The organism is Rhodovulum kholense, from assembly GCF_003053725.1.
GTDB lineage: Bacteria > Pseudomonadota > Alphaproteobacteria > Rhodobacterales > Rhodobacteraceae > Rhodovulum > Rhodovulum kholense.
In genome coordinates this window covers 18,862-41,984 of record NZ_QAYC01000010.1, presented here as the reverse complement: position 1 = coordinate 41,984, position 23,123 = coordinate 18,862, and the positions used below count along the sequence as shown (strand labels likewise).

Below are 23,123 nucleotides of genomic sequence, written 5' to 3'. Positions count from 1 at the left end.
CTATTCCGCCGCGGGCAGGATGCGGCGCGCGGCGCGGGCCTGGGCGGCGTAATCCTCCTGCCAGTCCGACGGCCCGTTCGACAGCGCCACCTGCACCGCCGTCACCTTGTATTCGGGGCAGTTGGTGGCCCAGTCGGAATAGTCCGAGGTCACCACATTGGCCTGTGTCTCGGGGTGGTGGAAGGTGGTGTAGACGACGCCCGGGCTGACGCGGTCGGTCAGGGTCGCCCTCAGCGAGGTCTCGCCCGAGCGCGAGGCCAGCCGCACCCAGTCGCCCTCGGCGATGCCCCGAGTCTCGGCGTCATGGGGGTGGATCTCCAGCCGGTCCTCGCCATGCCAGGCGGTATTGGCGGTGCGCCGGGTCTGGGCGCCCACATTGTACTGGCTGAGAATGCGCCCCGTCGTCAGCAGAAGCGGGAAGCGCGGGCCGGTGCGCTCGTCGGTCGGCACATAATCGGTAATGACGAACAGCCCCTTGCCGCGCACGAAGCCCGCCTCGTGCATGACCGGCGTGCCCAGGGGGGCGGCCGCGTTGCAGGGCCATTGCACCGAGCCCTCGCGCTCGAGCAGATCGTAGCTCACGCCCGCGAAGCTGGGCGTCGTGGCGGCGATCTCGTCCATGATCTCGGACGGGTGGGCATAGTCCCAGCCCGCCCCCATGGCATTGGCGAGCGCCATGGTGACCTCCCAGTCGGCCAGCCCGGTCATGGGCGCCATCACCCGGCGGACCCGGTTCAGCCGCCGTTCGGCATTGGTGAAGGTGCCGTCCTTTTCCAGAAAGCTCGATCCCGGCAGGAAAACATGGGCGTAATTCGCGGTCTCGTTCAGGAAAAGATCGTGGACGATCACGCAATCCATCGCCGCGAGCCCGGCGGCCACATGCTTGGTGTCGGGGTCCGATTGCAGGATGTCCTCGCCTTGCACGTACAGCCCGCGGAAGCTGCCATCGACGGCGGCGTCCAGCATGTTGGGGATGCGCAGCCCCGGCTCGTCCGAGATCGTTACGTTCCAGAGCCGCTCGAACACCCCGCGCGCCTCGGCGTCATGGACATGGCGGTAGCCCGGCAGCTCATGCGGGAAGCTGCCCATGTCGCAGGACCCCTGCACGTTGTTCTGGCCGCGCAGCGGGTTCACGCCAACGCCCGGCCGCCCGATATTGCCCGTCGCCATCGCAAGATTCGCGATCGCCATGACGGTGGTCGAGCCCTGGCTGTGTTCGGTCACCCCCAGCCCGTAATAGATCGCGGCATTGCCGCCCGTGGCGTAAAGCCGTGCGGCCTGCCGCACCTGATCGGCCGGAACGCCCGTCAGCGCCTCGGTCGCTTCTGGGCTCAGATGCTCTTCCGAGACGAAGGCGGCCCAGTCGGCGAAGGCCTCGGCATCGCAACGCTCAGTGATGAAGGCGCTGTCGGTCAGCCCTTCGGTGACGATCACATGGGCCATGGCAGTCAGAAGCGCCACATTGGTCCCCGGCCGCAGCGCCAGATGATGGGCGGCCTGCACATGCGGACCCTTCACCAGATCGATCCGGCGCGGATCGGCCACGATCAGTTTCGCACCCTGCCGCAGCCGCTTCTTCAGCCGCGAGGCAAAGACCGGATGCCCGTCGGTCGGGTTGGCGCCGATCACCAGCACCACATCGGCCGCCTCGACGCTGTCGAAATCCTGCGTGCCCGCCGAGGTGCCGAAGGTGGTCTTGAGGCCATAGCCCGTGGGCGAATGGCAGACCCGCGCGCAGGTATCGACATTGTTGTTGCCGAAGACCTGCCGGATCAGCTTCTGCACGAGGAAGGTCTCCTCGTTGGTGCAGCGCGACGAGGTGATACCGCCGATGGCGCCGGTGCCGCTTTCGGCCTGGATCGCGCGCAGCCTTTGCGCGGTGAAGGCCAGCGCCTCGTCCCACGAGACCTCGCGCCAGGGCTGGTCGATGGTTTCGCGGATCATCGGGTTCCGGATGCGGTCGGGATGGGCGGCATAGCCGAAGGCAAAGCGGCCCTTGACGCAGCTGTGGCCGCGATTGGCCTTGCCGTCCTTCCAGGGCACCATGCGGATCAGCCGGTCGCCCTTCATCTCGGCCCGGAGGGAACAGCCGACACCGCAATAGGCGCAGGTGGTGACGATGGCGCGGTCGGGCGTGCCATGCTCGATCACCGCGTTTTCCTGCAGGGTCGCGGTCGGGCAGGCCTGCACGCAGGCGCCGCAGCTGACGCAGTCGGAATTCAGGAAATCACTGGTGCCCGAGGCGATCCGCGCCTCGAAGCCGCGCCCCTCGACGGTCAGCGCGAAGGTGCCCTGCACCTCTTCGCAGGCCCGCACGCAGCGGAAGCAGGCGATGCATTTCGCCGGATCATAGGTGAAATAGGGGTTCGAGGTATCCTTGGCCTCGAAGCGCGGGTTCGCCTCGCCATTCTGCCGGGTCTGGAAATGGTTGGCGCCGGGGGTATAGCGCACCTCGCGCAGCCCCACGGCACCCGCCATGTCCTGCAACTGGCAATCGCCATTGGCCGCACAGGTCAGGCAGTCAAGCGGGTGGTCCGAGATGTAAAGCTCCATCACCCCGCGCCGCAGCTTCGCAAGCTTGGGCGTCTGGGTATGCACCTCCATGCCGTCCGCGGCGGGCGTGGTGCAGGAGGCGGGGGTGCCGCGGCGACCCTCGATCTCGACCATGCAAAGCCGGCAGGACCCGATGGGTTCAAGGCTGTCGGTGGCGCAAAGCTTGGGGATCTCGATCCCGGCCATGGCGGCGGCGCGCATGACCGAGGTGCCCTCGGGCACGGTCACGTCCATGCCGTCGATGGTCAGCGTCACGGTCTTGTCGGACCGGCGGGCGGGGGTGCCGAAATCGGCATCGGGAAGGATGAAGTCTTTCATCTGCTGGCCTCCGGGCTGGCGGATTGGTCATGCGATGCGAAAAGGGACGCGCCCGATCCTGGGAGGGCGTCGCCTGACAGAAGAGCGGCGCGATTCATGGTGCAATCCGCTGCCACGCGTTCCACTGCGTGAAACGTTGCAATGCGCCCTCCCTTGGGGAGGATCGGACGCGGCCCGGGCTGGTCGCCCGGGCCAGAGGGTTGGGCACCTCGGGACAGGACGGCGGAGCGTTGTGCCATCGAAGGCACTTCGGACACGATCATTCCGCCGCCTCCCGTGCCCCGCCGAAATCCTCGGGGAAATGCCTCAGCGCGCTTTCCACAGGGTAGGGGGTGAAGCCCCCCAGCGCACAAAGCGAGCCCGCGCGCATCGTCTCGCACAGATCGGCCAGGATCGCGGGCGCGGCCGGATCGCCCGCGAGGATGCGGTCGATGGTCTCCATGCCCCGGACCGCGCCGATCCGGCAGGGGGTGCAGGTGCCGCAGCTCTCGACCGCGCAGAATTCCATGGCAAAGCGCGCCATCGCGCCCATCTCGACCGTATCGTCGAAGACCACGAGCCCGGCATGGCCGATCAGCCCGCCCGCCGCGTCGCATTCCTCATAGCCCAGCGGCGTGTCGAAAAGAGACCGGGGGAAATAGGCGCCGAGCGGCCCGCCGATCTGCACCGCCTTCACCGGACGGCCCGAGGCGGTGCCGCCGCACACACCCTCGACGAGTTCGCCGATGGTCATGCCGAAGGCCGCCTCGAAAAGCCCCCCATACCTGACATTGCCCGCGATCTGCAGCGGCACGGTGCCAAGCGAGCGGCCCAGCCCGAAGGAGCGGTAATGCTCGGCCCCTTCCGACAGGATCGCCGGGACAGAGGCCAGCGTGATCAGGTTGTTGACGACGGTCGGCCGCCCCATGAAGCCCTTATGGGCGGGCAGGGGCGGCTTGGGGCGCACGATGCCGCGCTTGCCTTCCATCGAGTTCAGAAGCGCGGTTTCCTCGCCGCAGACATAGGACCCGGCGCCGACCCGGTCCTCGATGTCGAAGTGATCGCCCAGAATGCCCGCCTCGCGCGCGACGCGCAGCGAGGCGTCGAGCATCGCGATCGCCTGAGGATATTCCGAGCGCATGTAGACATAGCCCCGGTCGGCACCGACCGCGCGGGCGCAGATCGCCATGCCCTCGATCAGGCAGAACGGATCGCCCTCGATCAGCATCCGGTCGGCAAATGTGCCGCTGTCGCCCTCGTCGGCATTGCAGACCACGGCCTTGCGCGCGCCCTCGGCCTCGAGCACGGTCTGCCACTTGATGCCGGTCGGAAAGCCCGCGCCGCCTCGGCCGCGCAGGCCCGAGGCGGTGATCTCGGCCACGATCTCTTCGGGCGTCATCGTCATCGCCCGTTCCAGCCCCTTCATCCCGCCATGGGCGCGATAGGCGTCGAGATCCAGAGGCTCGACGATGCCGCAGCGGGCGAAGGCGAGGCGCGTCTGGCGGGCGAAGAAGGGGATCTGTTCGACCGGGCCAAGCGCTTTCGGGTGATCCTCGAAGGCCCCGTCGAAAAGCGCGGGCACATCGGCGGGGCCGAGCGGGCCGAAGCCCATGCGCACGCCGTCTTCCTCGATTTCCAGCAGCGGCTCCAGCCAGACCATGCCGCGCGTGCCGGTGCGTTTCAGCACCAAATCGAGCCCGCGCGCCCGGGCCTCGGCCTGCAGGGCAGCGGCGACCTCGTCGGCGCCCAGCGCCAGGGCGGCCGCGTCGAGCGGCAGATACAGCGTGAGGCTCATGCCGATCCCTCCCGCGCGAGGCGTTCCAGCCGGTCGGCCGTGACCCGGCCCACCGGGCGGTCATCGACCAGCGCCGCGGGCGCGCAGGCGCAGAGGCCCAGGCAATAGGCCGGTTCCAGCGTCACCGCGCCATCTTCGGTCGTGCCGTGCCACTCGACCCCAAGCCGCGCCTTCAGATCCTCGCCCAGCGCGGCCGCGCCCATCGCCTGGCAGGCCTCGGCCCGGCAGACGCGCAGCACCCGGCGGCCGCCGGGCTCGGTCCGAAAGTCGGGGTAGAAGCTGACCACGCCATGGATCTCGGCTGCACTCAGGCCCAGTTCCTCGGCCAGCGCCGGATAGGCCACGACCGGCACATGGCCGAAGCTTTCCTGCACGGCATGCAGCACGGGCAGCAGCGGGCCGTCCAGATGCGCATGGGCCGCGGCGATGACGCGGCATCGCGCGATGATGTCGGTGGTCATGCAGTCCTCCCTTTGCATGCCATAGTGTGCCGACTCGGCCCCAAGGGGATCAATGCCCGCGATTCGTCGGGCGATAGAGATATTCTATTGAAAAGCCGCCTTGCGCGCGGCCTCCATCAGGGCATCGAGCACCGGCGTCATCGGTTCGCGATGGGGCGCGATCAGCCCGACGACATGCTCGGCCACGGGCTCGGTCAGCGGCACCGCGACCAGCGATCCGGTGCCCAGAAACGGCTGGGCGCTGCGCAAGGGCAGGATCGTGACCCAGCCCGAGGCCTGCACATGGGCGATGAGCGCCAGCAGGGAATTCGATTCAAGCCGCGCCCGGGCCACGGCGCCGGCTTCGGCCATGTGGCGGTCGACGATCCGGCGGTTCTGCATGTCGGGGGTCAGCAGGCACAAAGGCTCGGACGCGGCCTCGGCCCAGGGTACCGCCTCGCGCCCGGCCAGCGGATGATCGGCGCGCATCACCAGATTGTAATGCTCGGCATAAAGCGGGACGGTGGCGACCCGACCGAGCGGCTCGTTTTCGAGATAGGTGATTCCCGCATCGACCTGCAGATCGTCCAGCATCTGCACGATGGCCGCCGAGTTTCGCGAGAAGACGGTGATTCGCAAATTCGGGTGACGCAACGTCAAAGGGCCGGTCAGCGCGGTGATCGCGGCCAAAGCGGTCGGTACCGCCGCCAGCCGCAGATCGCCCGAGAGCCCGCGCTTGGCGGTGCGCATCTCTTCGCGCAGCGCGCGCGTGTCGGCGACGATCACCCGGGCGCGTTCCAGCACCCGTGCGCCCTCGGGTGTCAGCCCCCCGAAGCGCGAGCCGCGCCAGACCAGAAGAACCCCAAGCTGTTCCTCCAACTGCTTGATTGCGGCCGAAAGCGTGGGCTGGGTCACCCCGCAGGCCTCGGCCGCACGGCCGAAATGACGCTCGCGCGCAAGCGCAATGAACATCTCGAGCTTGTCGATCATCGCTCCCCTCCCGGCGCCAGACTGCACCGGACGGCGGGCGCGGCAAAGGGCCTTAACCAAGCTGTAACATGAATACGATCTATGCAGGCGTCGTGCGTCGCCGTTGATGCGTGCGCTTGAAAAGTGACCGAGAAGCCGTTTTGACTGCGGCACGTGGCCCCGCGCGCCAACGGGGCCGAACCGAAAGGACGCCAGATGAGGCCCCGCCAGCCTGCCGCCTGCCTGTTCCGCCAGTTCTTCACTGCGCCGGGTCGGGGACCCGATCCTGTGCCCGCAGCGGGCCGCGATGCGGGGGCCGCGCGATGAGCCTCAGAGCCCCGCAGAAGGAACTGACACTGGGCCGGGCGCAAAGCCGCGGGCTTCTTTTCGCGGTGCTGGTCTTCAGCGTCTTCACCAACCTGCTGATGCTGACCGGGCCGCTTTTCATGCTGCAGGTCTACGACCGGGTGCTGGGCTCGCGCTCCGAAGAGACGCTGGTCGCGCTCTTCATCCTGGTGGGGGCGCTTTATCTCTTCTACTGGCTGCTCGACTATGCCCGCGGCCGGGTGATGGCCCGGATCGGCGCGCGGCTGCAGGCGGCGCTGGCGCGGCGGGTGTTCTCGGCCATGGTAGAACGCGCGGCGCTGCGCGGCGGGCAGGGGCCGGGCGCGACCGCCATCGGCGATCTCGACGCGATCCGGAACCTCTTTGCGGCGCCGGTGCTTCTGGCGCTGTTCGACATGCCCTGGACGCCGTTCTTCCTGGCCGCGATCTTCCTGTTCCACCCCTTGCTGGGGCTGGCGGCCATCGGTGGCGGCGCGGTGCTGATCCTCGCCACGCTGGTCAACCGCTGGGTCACGAATGGGGCGCTGGAACGGTCGCAGGCCAAATCCTCGCGCGCGGCGCGGCTGGCACGGCAGGCCGAAGAGGGTGGCGGGCTGATCTGGTCGCAGGGCATGGCCTCGGTCATGGCCGACCGCTGGGCGCGGATGCAGGAGGATGCCAGCGCCGAGGGCATGGATGCCAACGACCGCAGCGGCACGCTTGCCAGTTTCTCGCGCGCCTTCCGCTTCTTCCTGCAATCGGGGCTGCTGGCGCTGGGCGCCTATCTGGTGCTGCAGCACGCGGTGACGCCGGGCGCGATGATCGCCTCGTCGATCCTGATGGGCCGGGCCCTCGCGCCGATCGAGCAGGTGCTTGGCCAGTGGGCGCTGATCCAGCGTGCCCGCAGCGGCTGGAAGACGCTGGGCGAGTTCCTGCAATCGGTGCCCGAGCGGATCCAGCCGACCCAGTTGCCCGATCCGGTGGCGCAGCTGACGGTGACGAATATCGGCCTGCGCGCCTCGGCGCCCGGCGCGCCGCCGGTGTTGCAGGGCATCAGCTTCGAGCTCAATCCCGGCGAGGCGCTGGGCGTGATCGGCAAAAGCGGCGTCGGCAAGACCACGCTGGCGCGGATCATCCAGGGCCTGTTGCCGCCCACCACCGGCGAGGTCCGGCTGGCGGGTGCGACGCTCGATCAGTACGGGCACGAACGGCTGGGCCGGGTGATGGGCTGCCTGCCGCAGGAGGTGCGCTTCTTCGACGGCACGGTGGCCGAGAACATCGCCCATATGGAACTGAACCCCGATCCGGCGCGGGTCGTGCAGGCGGCCACGCTGGCGCGGGTGCATGACATCATCCTCAAGCTGCCGCAGGGCTACGACACCATGCTGATCGAGGGCAGCGGGCTTCTGTCGGGCGGTCAGCGCCAGCGGCTGGCGCTGGCGCGCGCGCTGTATCACGACCCGGTGCTGCTGGTGCTGGACGAGCCCAACTCGGCGCTCGATGCCGACGGGTCCGAGGCGCTGAACGCGGTCGTTGTCGACATGAAGCGGGCCGGCAAGTCGGTCCTGATCATGACCCACCGGCCGACCGCCATCGCGGTCTGCGACCGGCTGATGGTGATCGATGCGGGCCAGCAAAAGGCGCTGGGTCCGCGCGACGAGGTGTTGAAAAGCGTGATCCGCAACGCGCCCGAGGTGCAGCGCGCCATGGGCGCGGCGCGCGTGAACGTGGTGCCCCAGAAGGAGGCGCAGGGATGAGCGCGAAATCGCAGATCAGCGCCCGGCTGCCGCTGGTGGTGGGCATGATCGCCGTGGTCTGCCTGGTCGGCGGCATCGGGGTCTGGAGCGTGGCGACCAACATCGCGGGCGCGGTGGTGGCGCCGGGCACGGTCAAGGTCGAATCCGAACGCCAGGTCGTGCAGCATGCCGATGGCGGCGTGGTGGGCGAGATCCTGGCCAAGGATGGCGACACGGTCGCGGCGGGTCAGGTTCTGGTGCGGCTCGACGGCACCTTCCTGCGGTCCGAACTGATGATCGTCGAACGGCAGCTTCTTGAAATTCAGGCCCGCAAGGCCCGTCTGGTGGCCGAACGCGACGGCGTCGACAGCCCCGATTTCAGCGGGCTCGACAGTTTCAGCAACATCGAGCCGGTCTGGGTGGCCGAACATATCGACGGCCAGACCCGGCTGTTCGCCGCGCGCAAGGCCGCGCAGGCGCAGGAACTGGACCAGCTGCACGAACAGACCGTGCAGATCGAGAACCAGATCGACGGCACCGGGTCTCAGCAGGGGGCGCTGGTCAAGCAGCTTGCCCTGATCGAGAAGGAACTGGCCGACAAGATGACGCTTTACAAGCAGAACCTCGTGCCCGCGAGCCAGGTTCTGGCCCTGCAGCGCGAAGAGGCGGGGCTTGAGGGCGATATCGGCCGGCTGACCTCGCAGGAGGCCGAGCTGCGCGCCAAGATTTCCGAACTGGCGGTGCAGGGTCTTCGGCTTCAGGAAAGCCGCCGCGAGGACGCGATCACCACGCTCCGCGACCTGCAATACTCGGAAATCGAGCTGCAGGAACGGCGGCTGAGCCTGACCGAACGGCTGTCGCGGCTCGATGTGCGCAGCCCGGTCGACGGGGTCGTCTTCGGGTCGAAGGTGTTTGCCCTGGGCTCGGTGGTGCAGGCGGCCGAACCGATGATGTATGTCGTGCCGGGCGGTCAGGCGCTTCTGGTCTCGGCCAAGGTCGAGACCACCGATATCGACGAGGTGTTCCCGGGCCAGCCGGTCTCGCTGAAATTCACCACCTTCGACAGCCGCACGACGCCCAATGTCTCGGGCACCGTGCTGCGGGTCTCGGCCGATGCGCTGACTGACGAGGCGACGCGCGCCACCTATTACGAGGTGGTGATCCAGCCCGATATCGACGAGATGGCGGCGCTTCCGAATGTCGAACTGGTGCCCGGCATGCCGGTCGAATCCTTCATCCGCACCCGCGACCGCTCGCCTCTGTCCTATCTGCTACACCCGCTCGCGGTCTATTTCGAGCGCGCCTTCCGCGAGACCTGATCCACCGGGACCGGCCGCCGGTCCGGGCTTGACCCCGGCCCGGCCGCGTCGCAGCCTGCGCCCGGTCACGGGCAAGCGGGAGGAGACGCATGGAAAATCCGGTCAACAGGTTCAAGGCGGGGCTGAGGGAGGGGCGCCATCAGCTTGGGGTGTGGAACGCGATCCCGCATCCGACGGTCACCGAATGTCTGGCCGCCTGCGGCTTCGACTGGATCGTGATCGACACCGAACACGGCGCGATGGAGGTGACGGACGCGCTGCCCGCGCTGCAGGCGGTGGCGGGCTATCCGGCGGCTTCGGCCGTGGTCCGACCGGCGATCAACGACTGGGTGCTGATCAAGCGCCATCTCGATCAGGGCGCGCAGACGCTGATGCTGCCTTATGTGCAGTCGCGCGACGAGGCCGAGGCGGCAGTCCGCGCGATGCGCTATCCGCCGCGCGGGCTGCGGGGTGTCGCGGGCATGACGCGGGCCAGCCGCTACGGGCTGGTCGAGGACTACAGCCACCGCGCCGAGGACGAGCTGTGCCTGATCCTGCAGGTCGAGACCGCCGCGGCGCTTGACCGGCTGGAAGAGATCGCGACGGTCGAGGGCGTAGACGGCATCTTCATCGGCCCGGCGGATCTTTCGGCCAGCATGGGCTATCCGGGCCAGCCCGAACATCCCGCCGTGGTTGCGGCCATCGAGGGCGCCATCGCCCGGCTGAAGGCCGTGGGCGTGCCTTCGGGCATCCTGACGCTCGATCCCGATTTCGCCCGGCGGTGCATCGCGCTTGGCACCGGGTTCACGGCGGTCGGCGTCGACATGCTGTCGCTGCGAAACGGGGCTATGGGGCTGGTCGAGGCCTTCGGCAACGCCTGACGCTCAGGCCGACAGCCGCGCCGTGTGCCGCCGGTCGTAGGAGGATGGAATGCCCAGAACGTCGCGGTATTTCGCGACGGTGCGGCGGGCCAGCGTAAAGCCCGCGGCCTTGGCCTGGGCCACGATGGCGGCGTCGGACAACGGCCGGGCGGGGTTTTCCTTCGCCACGATGTCGCCCACCAGCGCGATCAGCGCGTCCTGCGACGGCCCGTCCTCGCCCGATCCGGGCGTGAAGGCGCGGCTGAAGAAGGCCCGCAGCGGCACCGTGCCCCGGGGCGTCTCGATCATCCGGTGCTGGACCGCGCGGCTGATGGTCGAGGCATGCAGCCCAAGTTCCTCGGCGACGTCCTCGGTGCTGAGCGGGCGCAGATGGCGCGGTCCGCTGTCCAGATAGTCGGTCTGCCGCCGCACCAGACAGACCGCTGCCGCCAGCAGCGTCGAATGCCGCCGCTCGACCGCCCGGGCCAGCCACTGCGCGCGCGACCGGGCGCGGGCCATGAAGGTCCGGGCGGCGGCATCGCGCCCGGTGTCCGGCGGCTCGGTGATCTTGACCGCGGGCAGGCTCGAGCGGTTCAGCTCGACCGCCCAGGTGCCGTCCTTGCGGATCACCCGCAGATCGGGCGGCAGGATCGGCGGTTCGGCCGCTGCGAAGGCCAGCCCCGGCTTGGGGTCGAGCGCGCGAATGGACCGCAGCGCGTTGCGCACGTCCTGGGGGGTACCGTCGCACAGGTCGGCCAGCGCGTCGATCCGGCCCTCGGCGACCATGTCGAGATTGTCGAGGATCACCGACAGTTCCCAGGTCAGCATGCCCCGATCCTCGGCCTGCAGCCTGAGGCATTCGGCCAGTCCCCGGGCGAAAAGGCCCGCCGGTTCGAATTGCTGCAGCCGCGCCAGCACCGCCTCGGCCACGCTCAGCGGCACCCGGGTCGCGGCGGCCACGGTCTCGGGGGCGGCGCCCAGCCAGCCCGTGGGCTCCAGCGCCTCGGCGAAGGCCTCGGCCACGCGGGCGAGGCGCGGATTGGGAAAGGCCAGCGCGATCTGGCGGAAGACGTGGTCGTAGAGGCTGGGCTTGTCCGAGGCGAGCGCCGCGATGGCATCGAAATCGGACCCCGCGCCGCGGCCCGCGACGCCCGTCGGCACCGCGCGCAAGGCCTGCGGCACCGACACCTCGAGGCAGGGATTTTCCAGCGCCTCCTCGGCCAGATAGGCCGACAGGTCGACCGCGGTCATCTGCAGGATCTTGAGCGCCGCCTGCATCTTCGCGGTCATGGCCAGACCCTGGGTCTGGCGCTGGGAAACTGTCATCTCCATGGCAGCATCCTAGCACGGAAACGGGCGCGGCGGGCAATGATGGCATCGCCCCGACCCGGGACCGAAGGCCTTGCACGCTGGCGCCCGGCCGCAGAACAACGGCCGGGCTGCCTCATCTCGCGGCACTCAGCCGAACTTGAAGAGGATCCCGTAGCCGCCGCGCGGATAGGACCATTCCAGTTCGCCCGTGGCCTGGCACACGATCCGGCAGGTGCCGCATTCCATGCAGCCATCCGCCGCCACCTCGACCTGGCCGTCCTCGTTGATCGAGTAGCAGCCCGCCGGGCAGATCTTGGTCAGCGCCTTCAGTTCTTCGCTGTCGCCGCCCGCCTGATGGTTGATCTTCACATGCGGCCGGCCCTCGTCCACCTGGTAGCGGTTCTGATAAAGCCGCTCTTCCATGCGGGGGGATTTGCTGCCGTTGGTCTTGTCCGTCATCGCCAGGCCCTCGCCACTTTAAGCATATCAAAGGCAACATTGAGCCAGTTGCCACGGGCTTTCTTGAGACCCTTCAGGATCTCGGTCTCCTTGGACCGCTTGTCGCGACCGTCGACCCGCAGGAAAGCGTTCATCGAGCGGTTGAGCAAGGCGGGATAGGTGGTGAAGAGCTGCCGGTTCTTCTCGAGCAGCCCCGGGATCTTGCGGTATTTCTTGAGGTCCTTGATCACGACGCTGTCTTCCAGCGCGTCGCGATACAGCTTGAGGTTGTCGTTGGTCGCGGGCAGCCCCTGCGCCTTCAGCGCGATCAGGCTTTCGCCTGCCAGCCGCCCCGAGGTCATCGCCAGGTTCGAGCCCTCGCGGTGGACCGCGTTCACGAACTGCCCGGCATCGCCCACGATCAGCCAGCCGTCGCCCGTGAGCTGCGGGATCGCGTCATAGCCGCCCTCGGGGATCAGGTGGGCGACATATTCCTTCATCTCGGCGCCCTTCAGCAGCGGCTTGACCGAGGGGTGGTTCTTGAACCGGTCGAGCAGCTCGTAGGGCGGGATCTTCTCGCGGGCGAAGTCGGCGACCAGACAGCCGACGCCGATCGAGATCGATTCCTTGTTGGTGTAAAGGAACCCGGTCCCGACCATGCCGGAAGACACCGACCCCAGCACCTCGATCACCACGCCCTCGTCCTCGTCGGCGAGGTTGAAGCGCTCGCGCACGGTTTCCTCGGGCAGGAAATGGGTTTCCTTGACCGCAAGCGCCACATGCTGCGGCTTGATCTCGCTCCGCAGGCCGGAGCGCTGGCCCACGAGCCCGTTCACGCCCTCGGCCAGCACCACCACATCGGCATAGACCGGGCCGCCCTCGCGGTCGGTCAGCACGCCGATGACCTTGCCGGCCTCGTTCTTGACCAGCTCGGTCACCGTGGTCTCGGTGATCAGCGTGACCCCGGCCTCGCGCACCTGCTTGGAAAACCACTTGTCGAACTGCGCGCGCAGGATCGTGTAGCGGTTGGGTTTTTCCTCGTTGAAGGTGTCCGACCGGTGATGGGTGCCGGTATGGGATTTCTCCGACAGCATCCAGAACCGCTGTTCCACCACATGGCGTTCCAGGGGCGCCGTCTCGCGGAAGTCGGGGATGATGCGTTCCAGGGCATCGGCATAGAGGATCGCGCCCTGCACGTTCTTCGAGCCGGGATATTCGCCCCGGTCGATCTGCAGCACGTTCAGTCCCGCCTTGCCCATCGTGTAGGCCGCCGCGTTGCCGGACGGACCGGCCCCGACGACGATGGCATCGAAATGTTCAGCAGGCATCGGTCAGTCCTCTCAGCTGGCCATCGCACGCGCCGAAAGGCGGCGGGCGAAGGCGTCGGTCAGGGCCGGCAACACGGTCAGCGCGTCGGCCACCACGCCCAGATGGGCGAATTCGAAGATCTTGGCCTCGGGGTCGGTGTTGATCGCGATGATCAGGTCCGCCCCCTCGACACCCACCCGGTGCTGGATCGCGCCGGAAATCCCGGCGGCGATGTAAAGCTTCGGCCGGATCGTGTTGCCGGTCTGGCCGATCTGGCGTTCGGCCGGCGCCCAGCCCTTCTGCACCAGCGGACGCGAGACGCCCCATTCGGCGCCCAGCACCGCGGCCAGCCGCTGCACCAGCGCGAGGTTCTGCGGCTGTTGCAGCCCCATGCCGCCCGCGACCACGATATCGGCATAGGCAAGGTTGGCCTTCTCGACCTGCGCGTCCGAGACGAATTCCAGCACCTTGGTGACGATGTCGTCTTCCTTCATCCGCAGCGAATGCCAGACCATCCGGCCCGAGCGCGAGGTGTCGGGTTCGGGCATCGCCATCACGCGGGGCCGCACCGTCGCCATCTGCGGGCGGTGGTTCAGCGTATGGATGGTGCACAGAAGCGTGCCGCCGAAAGTCGGCCGGGTCGCGGCCAGCGACTTGTCGTCGGCGATCTTCAGTTCGGTCGAGTCGGCCGTCAGACCGGTCTGCAGCGTGGTCGCGACCGACCCCGCCAGATCGCGACCCAGAGGCGTCGCGCCCAAGAGCAGGATCTCGGGCTGGTACTTGTTGACCAGATCGGTCATCGCCCGGGTATAGGGCTCGTTGCGGTAATCGGCGAGCAGCGGGTCCTCGCAGATGTAGCAGACATCGGCGCCGTAGTGATAGGCCTCCTTGATCGCCTGCTTGGTGCCCTCGTCGCGCGGCCCCAGAACGACGCCGCACAGATCGACGCCCAGGTCATCGGCCAGCTTGCGGCCTTCGCCCATCAGCTCCCACGACACCGGGTGGACCTTGCCGCGCTCGATCTCGACGAAGACCCAGACATGCTTGTAGCTCTTGAATTTCTCGGCCAGCTGCATCTGCATCGCAGCGCGGCTGCTGGCGGGGTTTTGCGGAGCTTGTGCCATCACGCGATCTCCTTACGCAGTGATCTTGGCGGACACGTCCGCCTCGAGTTTCGGGCTCTTCGCGAAGAGGACGTCGAGGATCGCGTCGCCGATCTGGGCGGGCGTCTTGCCCTCGACGGCGACCATCTCGGCCTTCTCGGCGCGGGGCTGGGGCGCGAAGACGCGCTTGACGACCGTGGGCGAGCCGCGCAGCCCGCATTTCATCGGGTCCTCGATGCCCGCATCGTCGGCCGACCAGACCGTCAGCGGCGCGCGGGCGGCGCGCAGCATGTCCTGCAGGGTGCCGCGGCGCAGGTGGTTGGTGTCCTCGAGCATGGTGATCAGGCAGGGCAGCTTCGATTGCAGCACCTGAACCCCGCCCTCGGACCGGCGGCGCACGGTGATGGTGGCGGCCTCGGTTTCCAGCGAGTCGATGGCCGAGACATAGGTCAGCTGGTTCAGCCCCATCCGCCGGGCGATGCCCGGGCCGACCTGCGCGGTGTCGCCGTCGATGGTCTGCTTGCCGGTGAAGACGATGTCGATCGGCGCCTCTTCGGCCAGTTTGGTCAGTGCCGAGGTCAGCGCGAACGAGGTCGCCAGCGTGTCCGACCCGGCAAAGCGGCGGTCGGTGATCAGCACCGCCTTGTCGGCGCCAAGCCCCAGCGCGCGGCGCAGCGCGTCCTCGGCCATGGGCGGACCCATGGTCAGGACGGTGACCGTCCCGCCGTAATCGTCCCGAAGCCGCATCGCCTCTTCGAGCGCGAAAAGATCATAGGGGTTGATGATCGTCGGCACGCCCTGACGCATGATCGTGTTGGTGACCGGGTGAACCCGGATCTGGGCCGAGTCCGGCACCTGCTTGATGCAGACGACGATGTTGAGCCCCTTCCGGGTCTCGACGGGCTCTTCGGGCGCGTCGATGGCCTCGGCGGCGGGGAAGTCGGGTTCGTTGAGTTTCTCGCTCATTGGACAGACAGCCGAAGCCCCTCCATCGGCACGACATTGCCGCGCGGTTGCGTGTAGATTTTCAGCGCCTTCTGGGCGCGCGGGGTGGAATTCTCGAAATCGGCATGGGCCTTTTGCAGGGCCGCGCGGGCGGCGGCGCGCACGGCGTCGTCGTCAAGCTGGCCGAGATCGGATTCGGCCAGATACTGGCCCATCCGTTTCATCACATGCAGACGCGCCCGGTTGAGCACCGCCTGATCGAAAGGCAGGTCGAGAAAGGCGAAGAGGTCTTCGGCCGAGGACAGGGCGTAGAGCTGGTCGAGCATGCTCGGCCGGGACGCGGGGCGTGTCATGTCAGGCTCCGTTCTTGGGTTTCGGTCGGTCCGGGATGGCGGGCAAGCGCCTCGGCCCGGGCGGTGAGAAGAATGAGATCGGCCGGGGTGGCCGCGCGCTTTTCGCGGTCGGCCCAGTCGCGCAGAAGCGGCAGCACGGCGCGCGCGGTGGTCTCGTCCGAGGGCAGCCCGGCGGCCTCCAGCGCCTGGATCAGCGCAGCGAGCCCCGAATGCTTGCCCAGCACGATTTCGCGGGCGCGGCCGAAGCGGGCCGGGCTCAGCGCCTGGGCCTCGTAGGTGCCGGGGTCCTTCAGAAGCCCGTCGACATGGATGCCGCTTTCATGGCTGAAGACATTGGCGCCAACGATGGGCCGGGTCGGCGACAGCGGCCGGTTCGAGGCCCGGGCGACGATCTGCGACAGCCCGCAGAGCCTATCGAGCGCGACCCCGGTCGGCCGGCCCTGAACGGCAAGGGCTGCCACGACCTGTTCAAGCGCGGCATTGCCCGCGCGTTCGCCCAGCCCGTTGACCGTCACCGACAGGAAGGCCGCGCCGCCGCGATGGGCCGCCAGCGTGTTGGCGGTGGCGAGCCCCAGGTCGTCATGGGCGTGAAATTCCAGCGGCAACGGCCCCGGCGCCAGGATCGAGACCAGCGTATGGGCCGCGAACGGGTCCATCAGCCCCAGCGTGTCGGCCAGCCGCATCCGGATCGCGCCCGCCTCGGCCGCGACCTGCGCGAGCTGGGCCAGAAAGCCGATATCGGCGCGCGAGGCATCCTCGGCGCCGACCGAGACCTGAAATCCCGCCCGCGCGGCCAGCCGGACCAGTCGCGAGACCTCTTTCAGCGCCCAGTCGCGGTCGCGCCCGAGCTTGCCCGCCAGCTGGCGGTCCGAGGCGGGCACCGTCAGGTGGATGCGCGACAGCGCGGTCATCGCCGCCAGTTCCAGATCGCTGTCGCGCAGCCGGCACCAGGCGACGCCCCGGGCGCGGGTCAGACGCGCGCCCGCCTCGCGGATCGCCGCGACCTCGGCCATGCCCATGGCGGGCACGCCCAGCTCGATCTCGGCCACGCCCGCCCGGTCGAGCGCCACCGCGATCTCGACCTTTTCGGCGGCCGAGAAGGCAACGCCCGCCGCCTGTTCGCCGTCCCGCAGCGTGGTGTCGCAGATCTGCGCCGGGGGCGGGGCGGGGGTGAACTGGTCGGGGACATAGGGGGCAGTCATGGGGGCAGTCCTTAGCGGCTGGGGGCGGGAACGACGAAGACCGGCCGGCCGAGTTCCTCGGCAAGTCGTTTCTGCAGGCCGCCGAGGGTCAGCCCGGCCAGCTGGCAGCCCGAACAGCTGCCCTTCAGATGCACCCGGACGCGGGGGCCGAGGATGTCGTGGAAGGCGACATCGCCGCCATCGGCGCGAAACCGGGGCCGCATCTCGTCCAGCACCGCCTCGACCCGGGCGCGCTCCTCGTCGGCCGAAAGCCTGGGGGCGCCGGTCTTCGAGGGCAGGGCGGGCTTGATCGGGGCAACGCCCAGCGGCTGGGCGACGCGGATGCCCTGGGCGGCGCGGAAGGCCGGGGGCTGGGCGTAATCCTTCAGCGCGGCGACAAGACCCTCGGCCGCGACCTCGGCGGCCGAGCGGTCCTCGGCGGGCAGCCCGCCCAGCGCGGCCTCGATGGCATCGGCGTCGATCTTGCGGGCCTCGGCAAGGGGCTTGCCGATCACCAGCTCGGTCAGGGCCGAGCCCGCGGCGACTTCGGGTCCGCCGCCGGTCGACTGGAACATCGCGGCAGCGATCCGGCCGGCCTCGATTTTCAGGGTCAGACGGAAGGCATTGCCGCTGCGCACCGCCCCGGCTTCGCCCAGTGCATTGGCGCCCTCGAGCGTGCCGCGGTTGCGCGGGTTCAGGAAATGGTCGGTGAGGATCTCGGAATAGTCCAGCATCTCTCTCTCCGGGTCCATCAGCAGAAGGATTTGCCGCAGCCGCAGCCGCTTTTGGCGTTGGGATTGTCGAAGACGAAGCCCGAGCCCTCGAGCCCGGAGACGAAGTCGATGGTGGTGCCGAGCAAATAGCCCTGGCTGTCGGGGTCGATCAGCACGGTGACCCCGCCTTCGGCCTCGACCACGGCATCGGTCTCTTCGCGGGTCAGCTCGAGCGCCATGGCATATTGCAGCCCGGCGCAGCCGCCCGATTGCACCATCAGGCGCAGCCCCGCGATGGGCTGGCCCGCGCCCTCGATCGCGCTGGCCATGGCGTCTCTGGCGGCTTCGGTGATCTGGATCATGGCTGTCTCCTGTCGGTCTCGGTCCCTGACAGGAGTTAAGCAATGAGCGTGCCAAGACTTCAGGGCATTGCTTTCAAGGAGATTTCCTGCCCCGTTCTTTACAGTGTCGGCTTTGTCGGTGAGGTCTTTGGCGGATATGCGACACGAGGGCTGCGGCAGATTGTCAGAACCGGGAAGGCTCCCGCGCCCGGCCTGCGCGGGGCTTTCGCCCCGCTTGTCCGGCCTTGGGCCGGGCCGCGCCCCTGCGGGCCGCGGCCGCTGCGCGGAGGGTATTTGCGCCAAGAAGAAAGGAACATTTCGCGTCTTCTTCTTGGCCGAAATACCCCGGGGGTCCGGGGGCAGCGCCCCCGGTGCGGTCCAGATGGTTTGATACCGAGCGCAAGACGTGGCCTGCCTTTTCGGGCGGCCGTGAGGGGGCTGGTTCACGAGGTTTGAGGCCGATGGGGACTGCCGGGCTCTTGCGGGATCGTCCCGTGCGAACCATCGGTACCGGACCGGCTGACCGGTCACACCGGCCCCCGACACGAGGCGAGCCGGCTCCGGTGCGGGAGCCGGCTCACCGGGCCGGTCGTCGATGTGGGGACGGGCCGCTCAGGCCGGGGCGTGGGTCTGACAGCCCGAGGGGCAGACGCGGGCGCAGGCGCCGCAGCCGATGCAATCGTCGCCATCGGCGATGACCATGATCTTGCGCTCGATCTCGTCCTCGTATTCCTCGTCGTCGAGATCGACGATCTCGTCCTCGTCGGTGACGCCCTTCAGGGTCAGCACGCTGCGGGCGCAGACCTTGAAGCAGCGGCCGCAGCCGATGCATTTGCCCTGATCGATCGCCATCAGGAATTCGGGGATGTATTCGGTGCCGCCGCGGGTCGTGGCTGTGATCGGCATGGCTCAGGCCTCCTCTGCGGCGTTCCGGGCCGCTTTCAATGCGTTGCGTGCATCTTCCAGGTCCTTGAAGACCTGATGGGTTTCGGCGGCGACCTCGGGGATGCGCTGCCAGTCGACGGGAAGCTCCTCGGCCAGATCGTGCAGGTTCATCTTGGCGTTGGTGGCGCGCATCGACAGTTTCCTGACTTTCGCTTCAAGCTCTTCAAGGCTCATCGGCTGTCCTCGGGATGATGGGACGAAAACGGAACACGGGCCCGGCCGGGGCCGGGCACCACGGTGGGCTGGACCCTGCGGCCGCGGCCTTCAGGCCCGGGCGGCCTCGGGGAAGCGCGCCACCATGTCGGCCGCGTCCGCCGTCAGCTGCTCGCCGGTTTCGGCCAGCCTGGCGAAGGTCTCGAAGCCGAAGCGGTGGATGTCGCGCACATGTTTCGAGAGCACGACGAGCCGCCCCGAGATCAGCACGATCCGCCCGAAGCCCTCATGGGTGATCCGCGACATCTGCGCGGCCTGGGCGCCGGTCCGGCGTTCCAGAAGAAGGGCGACCGCGTCGTAGAACCGCTCGACCCGCCATAGCACGTCGGGGTCGGGGTCGCAGATGATCGGGATTTCGCGGCGTTCTTCCTTGGTCACGATGAAATCGGCCAGGATCTCGGCATCGGGCTTGCCGTCCCAGCTGCCATGGGTGTCCTCGGCGCGGATCACCGCGATCAGCTGGGTCAGGTATTCGCTGGTCGGCAGCGCGCCGCCGCGGGGCAGGGTGTCGGCCTCGCTGCTCATTCGCTGTAATCCTCGGCATAATCGGAGGCGAAATCGGTCTGCGGCCGGCCCAGCACCTTGCGCAGGAAGGGCGGGGGCGAGCCTTTCAGCATGGTCTGGGTCTGGGCGATGACCTCGGCGATGGGCTCGGGGTCCTTGCGCTTGATCGGGTGGATGCCCGCGCGCACCACCTTGGCGGCCGACGGCCCGCCGATCGCCAGCACGAACAGCAGCGCGCAGCCGGTCAGGGCCTCGACCTTGGGGGTGATCCGGTCGTCAAGATTGTCATGGCCGCCCTTCTGGTCGGTCACGGTGTCGAATTCCAGCACCTCGACCAGGCGCGACGACGCGGTCGTCACCTCGTAGATGGCGAATTTCGCGGCCGATCCGAAATGCGCGTCGAGACGCTCCATATCGTTGGTCGCAATGGCGATTTTCAGCGGGATTTCGCTGTCGGTCATGTCTGTCTCCGGCTCAATGAGGCGCAGTCTGCGGGCGGTCATGGTCGAACTCCGGGTCGATGGGGGCGGCGCCGAAATCCTCGGGGCGCGCAGCATGCGGATGGGCCAGCACCGCATTGGCCACCTCGAAGAGGAAGGCGCGGGTGCCGCGATAGCCGACCCGGCAGATGTCCTGCGCGCCGAGCCGGTCGTTGATGGGAAAGCCCGCGCGCACCAGCGGCAGGCCCAGCGCCTGGGCCGCGTGGCGGCCATGGGCATGGCTGATCAGAAGGCTCGCCTCGCCCTTGCGCGCCCCGGCCTCGAGATCGCCGAGATCGCCCAGAACGGCCTCTTCGGCCGGGATCAGCTCGACGATGGGATTGGCGCCCGAGGTGGTGACGACGGCCACCGCCTCGGCGCCCATGCCCGCAAGCGCCGAGCTCAGCGCATAGGCGAGGTCGGGATCGGCGGCGATGGCATAGCGCAGGCCCCCGGTCTGGAAATGCGCATCCAGCATCGCATCCTGCAGCCGGGCGCGGTCGCGCTTGATCGCGTCGGGCGCATCGGCGGTCCCCGCCAGCGCCATCAGCGCATGGACGAAGCTGTCGACGGCGCGCAGCCCGGTCAGCGACGGAAAGACCTGCACCTCCATATGGCCGCGCTGGCCCAGAAGCCGCGCCGCGCCTTGCATGCTTTCGCCGATGGCGAAGGTCGCGGCCGATTTCGCCATGGCCGGGATCGCGTCAAGCCGGGTCCCGCCCAGCGAGCGCCCCGACCAGTCCTCGGCCAGATGGCCGTCAAGCGCGGTCGAGAGATCGGGCAGGAAGATCGGGGTCAGGTCGAAGGCGCGGATCAGGCGGTCGATTTCCTCGATTTCGGCCGGGGTGACGTTGGCCGAGGGCAGCACGTTGACCTGACGCGCGACCGTCTCGGAGTGCGCTGGGTCGCGTTCCGGCACCAGCGCCTCGACGATGGCGGTGACGGCGGCGGCCCAGCCATCCTCGATCGCGCCCTCGAAATCGGGGGTCGAGGCATAGACGACCTTCAGATCGCCGAAATCCTTGCGCCGGGCCAGGATCTCGCGCAGCTCGCCCGGCACGTCCTCGCCGCGGGTTTCGGTCAGCGCGGTCGAGGCGATGCCGATAAAGCGGGGATGGGCGCGCTTGCGGATATTGGCGATGGCCTCCTCGATCTGGTCCGGGCCGCCGAGGATGGTCGAGACCTCGTTCATCGCCGTGGTCTGCAGCGGGATCGCTTCCTTGAAATGGCGCACCATATGGACCATGGCAAAGGCGGTGCAGCCCTGCGCGCCGTGGAACAGCGGCACCGCGCCCTCGATGCCCAGATAGGCCATCGCGGCGCCCAGCGGTGCGCTAGATTTCAGCGGGTTGGTCGACAAGGCGCGGCGGGGCCGGGTGAGGCGGGCCATCTCAGCAGTCCTCGAACTCTTTTGGGTCATTGACGGGACCCGGGGCCGGGTCGGCTTGGGTGGCAAGGCGAAGCCCGGTCGCGGGGCGCGGGTCGTCCCAGGGGGCGGGGCGGCGAACATCTTCCCAGACGGGATTGTTGACCGACCGGTCGATGGCGCGGACCAGATCCACCATGCCCATGTAGCCGGCATAGGGTTCGTGCTTTTCCTGGTTCACGTCGATCCAGGGCGTGCGCGCCTTCAGCGCCACGAACTGGCTGCGCGCGCCCGACATCAGGATGTCGGCCTTGGCGGCCTTGAGCGTCGCGTACATCTCTTTCGGCGCCATGTTCTCGTACATGTGGGTTTCGTCGCCCATGATCTGGACGACGCGGGCCTTGTCGTTTTCGGTGGCCTTGCGCACCGAGGTGCCGACGACCTCGATCCCCAGTTCCTGCAGCGCCGAGACCACCGACCAGCTTTTGTGCCCGCCGGTGTAAAGCAGCACCCGCCGGCCTTCGACGCGCGGCCGGTACGGTGCCAGCGCGGCCCGGGCCTTGGCCTCTTCCTCGGCGATCAGCGCCTCGCAGCGGTCGATCAGATCGGCAGGTGCGCCGCGTTCGACCAGCATCCGGCACATGGTCCGAAGCGACTCGGAGGTATCGGAAATGCCGTAAAAGGACCCCTCGAAGAACGGGATGCCCCAGGTTTCCTCCATCTTGCGCGCGAGCCCGATCAGCGCATGCGAACAGACCAGCATCGTCACGCGCGCCCGGTGCATCACCGCGACCTGCCGGTAACGCGCATCGGCCGCCAGAGACCCGAGGATGCGGATGCCAAGCCGGTCGAGCAGCGGCTTGATCTGCCAGAGCTCGCCGTTGAGGTTGTAATCACCGATAATGTTGATGTCGCACTCGGTGCTGCGCTCGGGCTCGATGGTGCCGATCACATGGCGATACATCATCTCGCCCGCGAGCTTGCAGCCGAGGTTCTTGGACCCGGCATAGCCCGGCACGTCGACCGGGATCGCGGGCGTGCCGAAGGCTTCTGTCGCGGCCTTGCAGACCGCCGCGATATCGTCGCCGATCATCGAGGTCACGCAGGTCGCATAGACGAAGACGGCGGGCGGGGCGTGCTTTTCGACGATTTCGCGGATCGCGGCATAGAGCTTCTTCTCGCCCTTGCCCATGACGATGTCGAGTTCGCTGAGATCGGTGGTGAAGCCGGTCTTGTACAGCATCGAGCCCGACGAGGCCGAGCCGCGATTGTCCCAGGAATTGCCGCCGCAGGCCAGCGGGGCATGAACCAGATGGGCGACATCGACGATGGGTTGCAGGGTGATCATGGCGCCGTCGAAGGCGCAGCCGCCCGCCGCGGCCCCCGGGGTCAGCGGCTTGGCGCAGCCCTTCTTGCGGGCCTCGGCCGACTTGGCGCGGTTGGTGGCGCAGCCGGGCTCGTTGAAGGCTTCCTGCACGGTTTGCTTGAGCGCGTCGGACATCCGGGTCTCCCTGCTTCATGGGGGATGAAGCAGGAAGCGTGCCAGGATTGGACCGGGGGCGCGAAAGACCAGCGTTTCAAGGGTGCCCGAGGGCGTGCATCGGGTATTTGGGCCAAGAAGAAGAAGCGTGTCGGAGGGGAAGCGTCGGGT

General features: G+C 68.3%; 22 protein-coding genes. 3 read left to right on the top strand and 19 right to left on the bottom strand.

Translation table 11 applies throughout. The features are described from left to right. From fdhF to C8N38_RS13505, 4 genes are all read right to left on the bottom strand, one after another. Complete coding sequence (fdhF, locus tag C8N38_RS13520) at positions 1–2,871, bottom strand: formate dehydrogenase subunit alpha (RefSeq protein WP_108027701.1); 2,871 nt, start codon at positions 2,869–2,871, stop codon at positions 1–3. Positions 2,872–3,130: 259 nt separating this feature from the next. After that, entirely contained in the window at positions 3,131–4,645 is a 1,515-nt protein-coding gene (locus C8N38_RS13515) for an NADH-ubiquinone oxidoreductase-F iron-sulfur binding region domain-containing protein (RefSeq protein WP_108027700.1), read from the bottom strand. After that, entirely contained in the window at positions 4,642–5,106 is a 465-nt protein-coding gene (locus tag C8N38_RS13510) for a formate dehydrogenase subunit gamma (RefSeq protein ID WP_108027699.1), read from the bottom strand. Before C8N38_RS13510 ends, C8N38_RS13515 begins: the two co-directional genes overlap by 4 nt. An 84-nt stretch (positions 5,107–5,190) precedes the next feature. Then, entirely contained in the window at positions 5,191–6,075 is an 885-nt protein-coding gene (locus C8N38_RS13505; protein ID WP_108027698.1) for a LysR family transcriptional regulator, read from the bottom strand. A gap of 302 nt (positions 6,076–6,377) precedes the next feature. Here C8N38_RS13505 and C8N38_RS13500 point away from each other — a divergent pair, with 302 nt between their 5' ends. The 3 genes from C8N38_RS13500 (at position 6,378) to C8N38_RS13490 (ending at position 10,293) form a co-directional block, all read left to right on the top strand. Then, entirely contained in the window at positions 6,378–8,135 is a 1,758-nt protein-coding gene (locus tag C8N38_RS13500) for a type I secretion system permease/ATPase (RefSeq protein WP_108027697.1), read from the top strand. Next, positions 8,132–9,433, top strand: a complete 1,302-nt coding sequence (locus C8N38_RS13495) for an HlyD family type I secretion periplasmic adaptor subunit (RefSeq protein WP_108027696.1) — start codon at positions 8,132–8,134, stop codon at positions 9,431–9,433. The genes C8N38_RS13500 and C8N38_RS13495 overlap by 4 nt, the downstream gene beginning before the upstream one ends. Before the next feature lie 89 nt (positions 9,434–9,522). Beyond that, complete coding sequence (locus tag C8N38_RS13490) at positions 9,523–10,293, top strand: HpcH/HpaI aldolase family protein (RefSeq protein WP_108027695.1); 771 nt, start codon at positions 9,523–9,525, stop codon at positions 10,291–10,293. 3 nt (positions 10,294–10,296) lie between these two features. On the opposite strand, the gene rpoN is transcribed toward C8N38_RS13490, so the two are convergent. From rpoN to nifE, 15 genes are all read right to left on the bottom strand, one after another. Further along, positions 10,297–11,604: an RNA polymerase factor sigma-54 gene (gene rpoN / locus C8N38_RS13485; protein ID WP_108027694.1), complete on the bottom strand. Its 1,308-nt coding sequence runs from the start codon at positions 11,602–11,604 to the stop codon at positions 10,297–10,299. A gap of 126 nt (positions 11,605–11,730) precedes the next feature. After that, on the bottom strand, positions 11,731–12,042 hold the full coding sequence (locus C8N38_RS13480; protein ID WP_108027693.1) for a ferredoxin family protein: 312 nt from the start codon (positions 12,040–12,042) through the stop codon (positions 11,731–11,733). Then, positions 12,039–13,349, bottom strand: a complete 1,311-nt coding sequence (locus C8N38_RS13475; protein WP_108027692.1) for an FAD-dependent oxidoreductase — start codon at positions 13,347–13,349, stop codon at positions 12,039–12,041. The genes C8N38_RS13480 and C8N38_RS13475 overlap by 4 nt, the downstream gene beginning before the upstream one ends. Positions 13,350–13,361: 12 nt before the next feature. After that, positions 13,362–14,453: an electron transfer flavoprotein subunit alpha/FixB family protein gene (locus C8N38_RS13470; RefSeq protein WP_075786434.1), complete on the bottom strand. Its 1,092-nt coding sequence runs from the start codon at positions 14,451–14,453 to the stop codon at positions 13,362–13,364. A gap of 12 nt (positions 14,454–14,465) precedes the next feature. Continuing rightward, the gene (locus C8N38_RS13465) at positions 14,466–15,398 is read right to left on the bottom strand and encodes an electron transfer flavoprotein subunit beta/FixA family protein (RefSeq protein ID WP_108027691.1); all 933 of its coding nucleotides are present in this window, start codon (positions 15,396–15,398) and stop codon (positions 14,466–14,468) included. Next, positions 15,395–15,730, bottom strand: coding sequence for a nitrogenase-stabilizing/protective protein NifW (locus C8N38_RS13460; RefSeq protein ID WP_108027690.1), 336 nt, complete (start codon positions 15,728–15,730; stop codon positions 15,395–15,397). The genes C8N38_RS13465 and C8N38_RS13460 overlap by 4 nt, the downstream gene beginning before the upstream one ends. Next, on the bottom strand, positions 15,727–16,932 hold the full coding sequence (gene nifV, locus C8N38_RS13455) for a homocitrate synthase (RefSeq protein ID WP_108027689.1): 1,206 nt from the start codon (positions 16,930–16,932) through the stop codon (positions 15,727–15,729). Before nifV ends, C8N38_RS13460 begins: the two co-directional genes overlap by 4 nt. 11 nt (positions 16,933–16,943) lie before the next feature. Continuing rightward, positions 16,944–17,645, bottom strand: coding sequence for a NifU family protein (locus C8N38_RS13450; RefSeq protein WP_108027688.1), 702 nt, complete (start codon positions 17,643–17,645; stop codon positions 16,944–16,946). Between the two features lie 17 nt (positions 17,646–17,662). Continuing rightward, positions 17,663–17,986 (bottom strand): HesB/IscA family protein, encoded by a 324-nt coding sequence (locus C8N38_RS13445; protein WP_108027687.1) that lies wholly within the window; start codon positions 17,984–17,986, stop codon positions 17,663–17,665. A gap of 591 nt (positions 17,987–18,577) precedes the next feature. Next, positions 18,578–18,871 (bottom strand): ferredoxin III, nif-specific, encoded by a 294-nt coding sequence (gene fdxB / locus C8N38_RS13440; protein WP_108027686.1) that lies wholly within the window; start codon positions 18,869–18,871, stop codon positions 18,578–18,580. A gap of 3 nt (positions 18,872–18,874) precedes the next feature. Continuing rightward, entirely contained in the window at positions 18,875–19,084 is a 210-nt protein-coding gene (locus C8N38_RS13435; RefSeq protein WP_108027685.1) for a CCE_0567 family metalloprotein, read from the bottom strand. A gap of 90 nt (positions 19,085–19,174) precedes the next feature. Next, positions 19,175–19,648 (bottom strand): NifX-associated nitrogen fixation protein, encoded by a 474-nt coding sequence (locus C8N38_RS13430; RefSeq protein ID WP_108027684.1) that lies wholly within the window; start codon positions 19,646–19,648, stop codon positions 19,175–19,177. Further along, a complete protein-coding gene (gene nifX, locus C8N38_RS13425) occupies positions 19,645–20,088 on the bottom strand; it encodes a nitrogen fixation protein NifX (RefSeq protein ID WP_170120321.1) in 444 nt (147 codons plus the stop codon). Before nifX ends, C8N38_RS13430 begins: the two co-directional genes overlap by 4 nt. A 13-nt stretch (positions 20,089–20,101) precedes the next feature. Continuing rightward, complete coding sequence (gene nifN, locus C8N38_RS13420) at positions 20,102–21,496, bottom strand: nitrogenase iron-molybdenum cofactor biosynthesis protein NifN (protein ID WP_108027682.1); 1,395 nt, start codon at positions 21,494–21,496, stop codon at positions 20,102–20,104. A gap of 1 nt (position 21,497) precedes the next feature. Continuing rightward, positions 21,498–22,973, bottom strand: a complete 1,476-nt coding sequence (nifE, locus tag C8N38_RS13415; RefSeq protein ID WP_108027681.1) for a nitrogenase iron-molybdenum cofactor biosynthesis protein NifE — start codon at positions 22,971–22,973, stop codon at positions 21,498–21,500. Positions 22,974–23,123 lie beyond the last annotated feature (150 nt).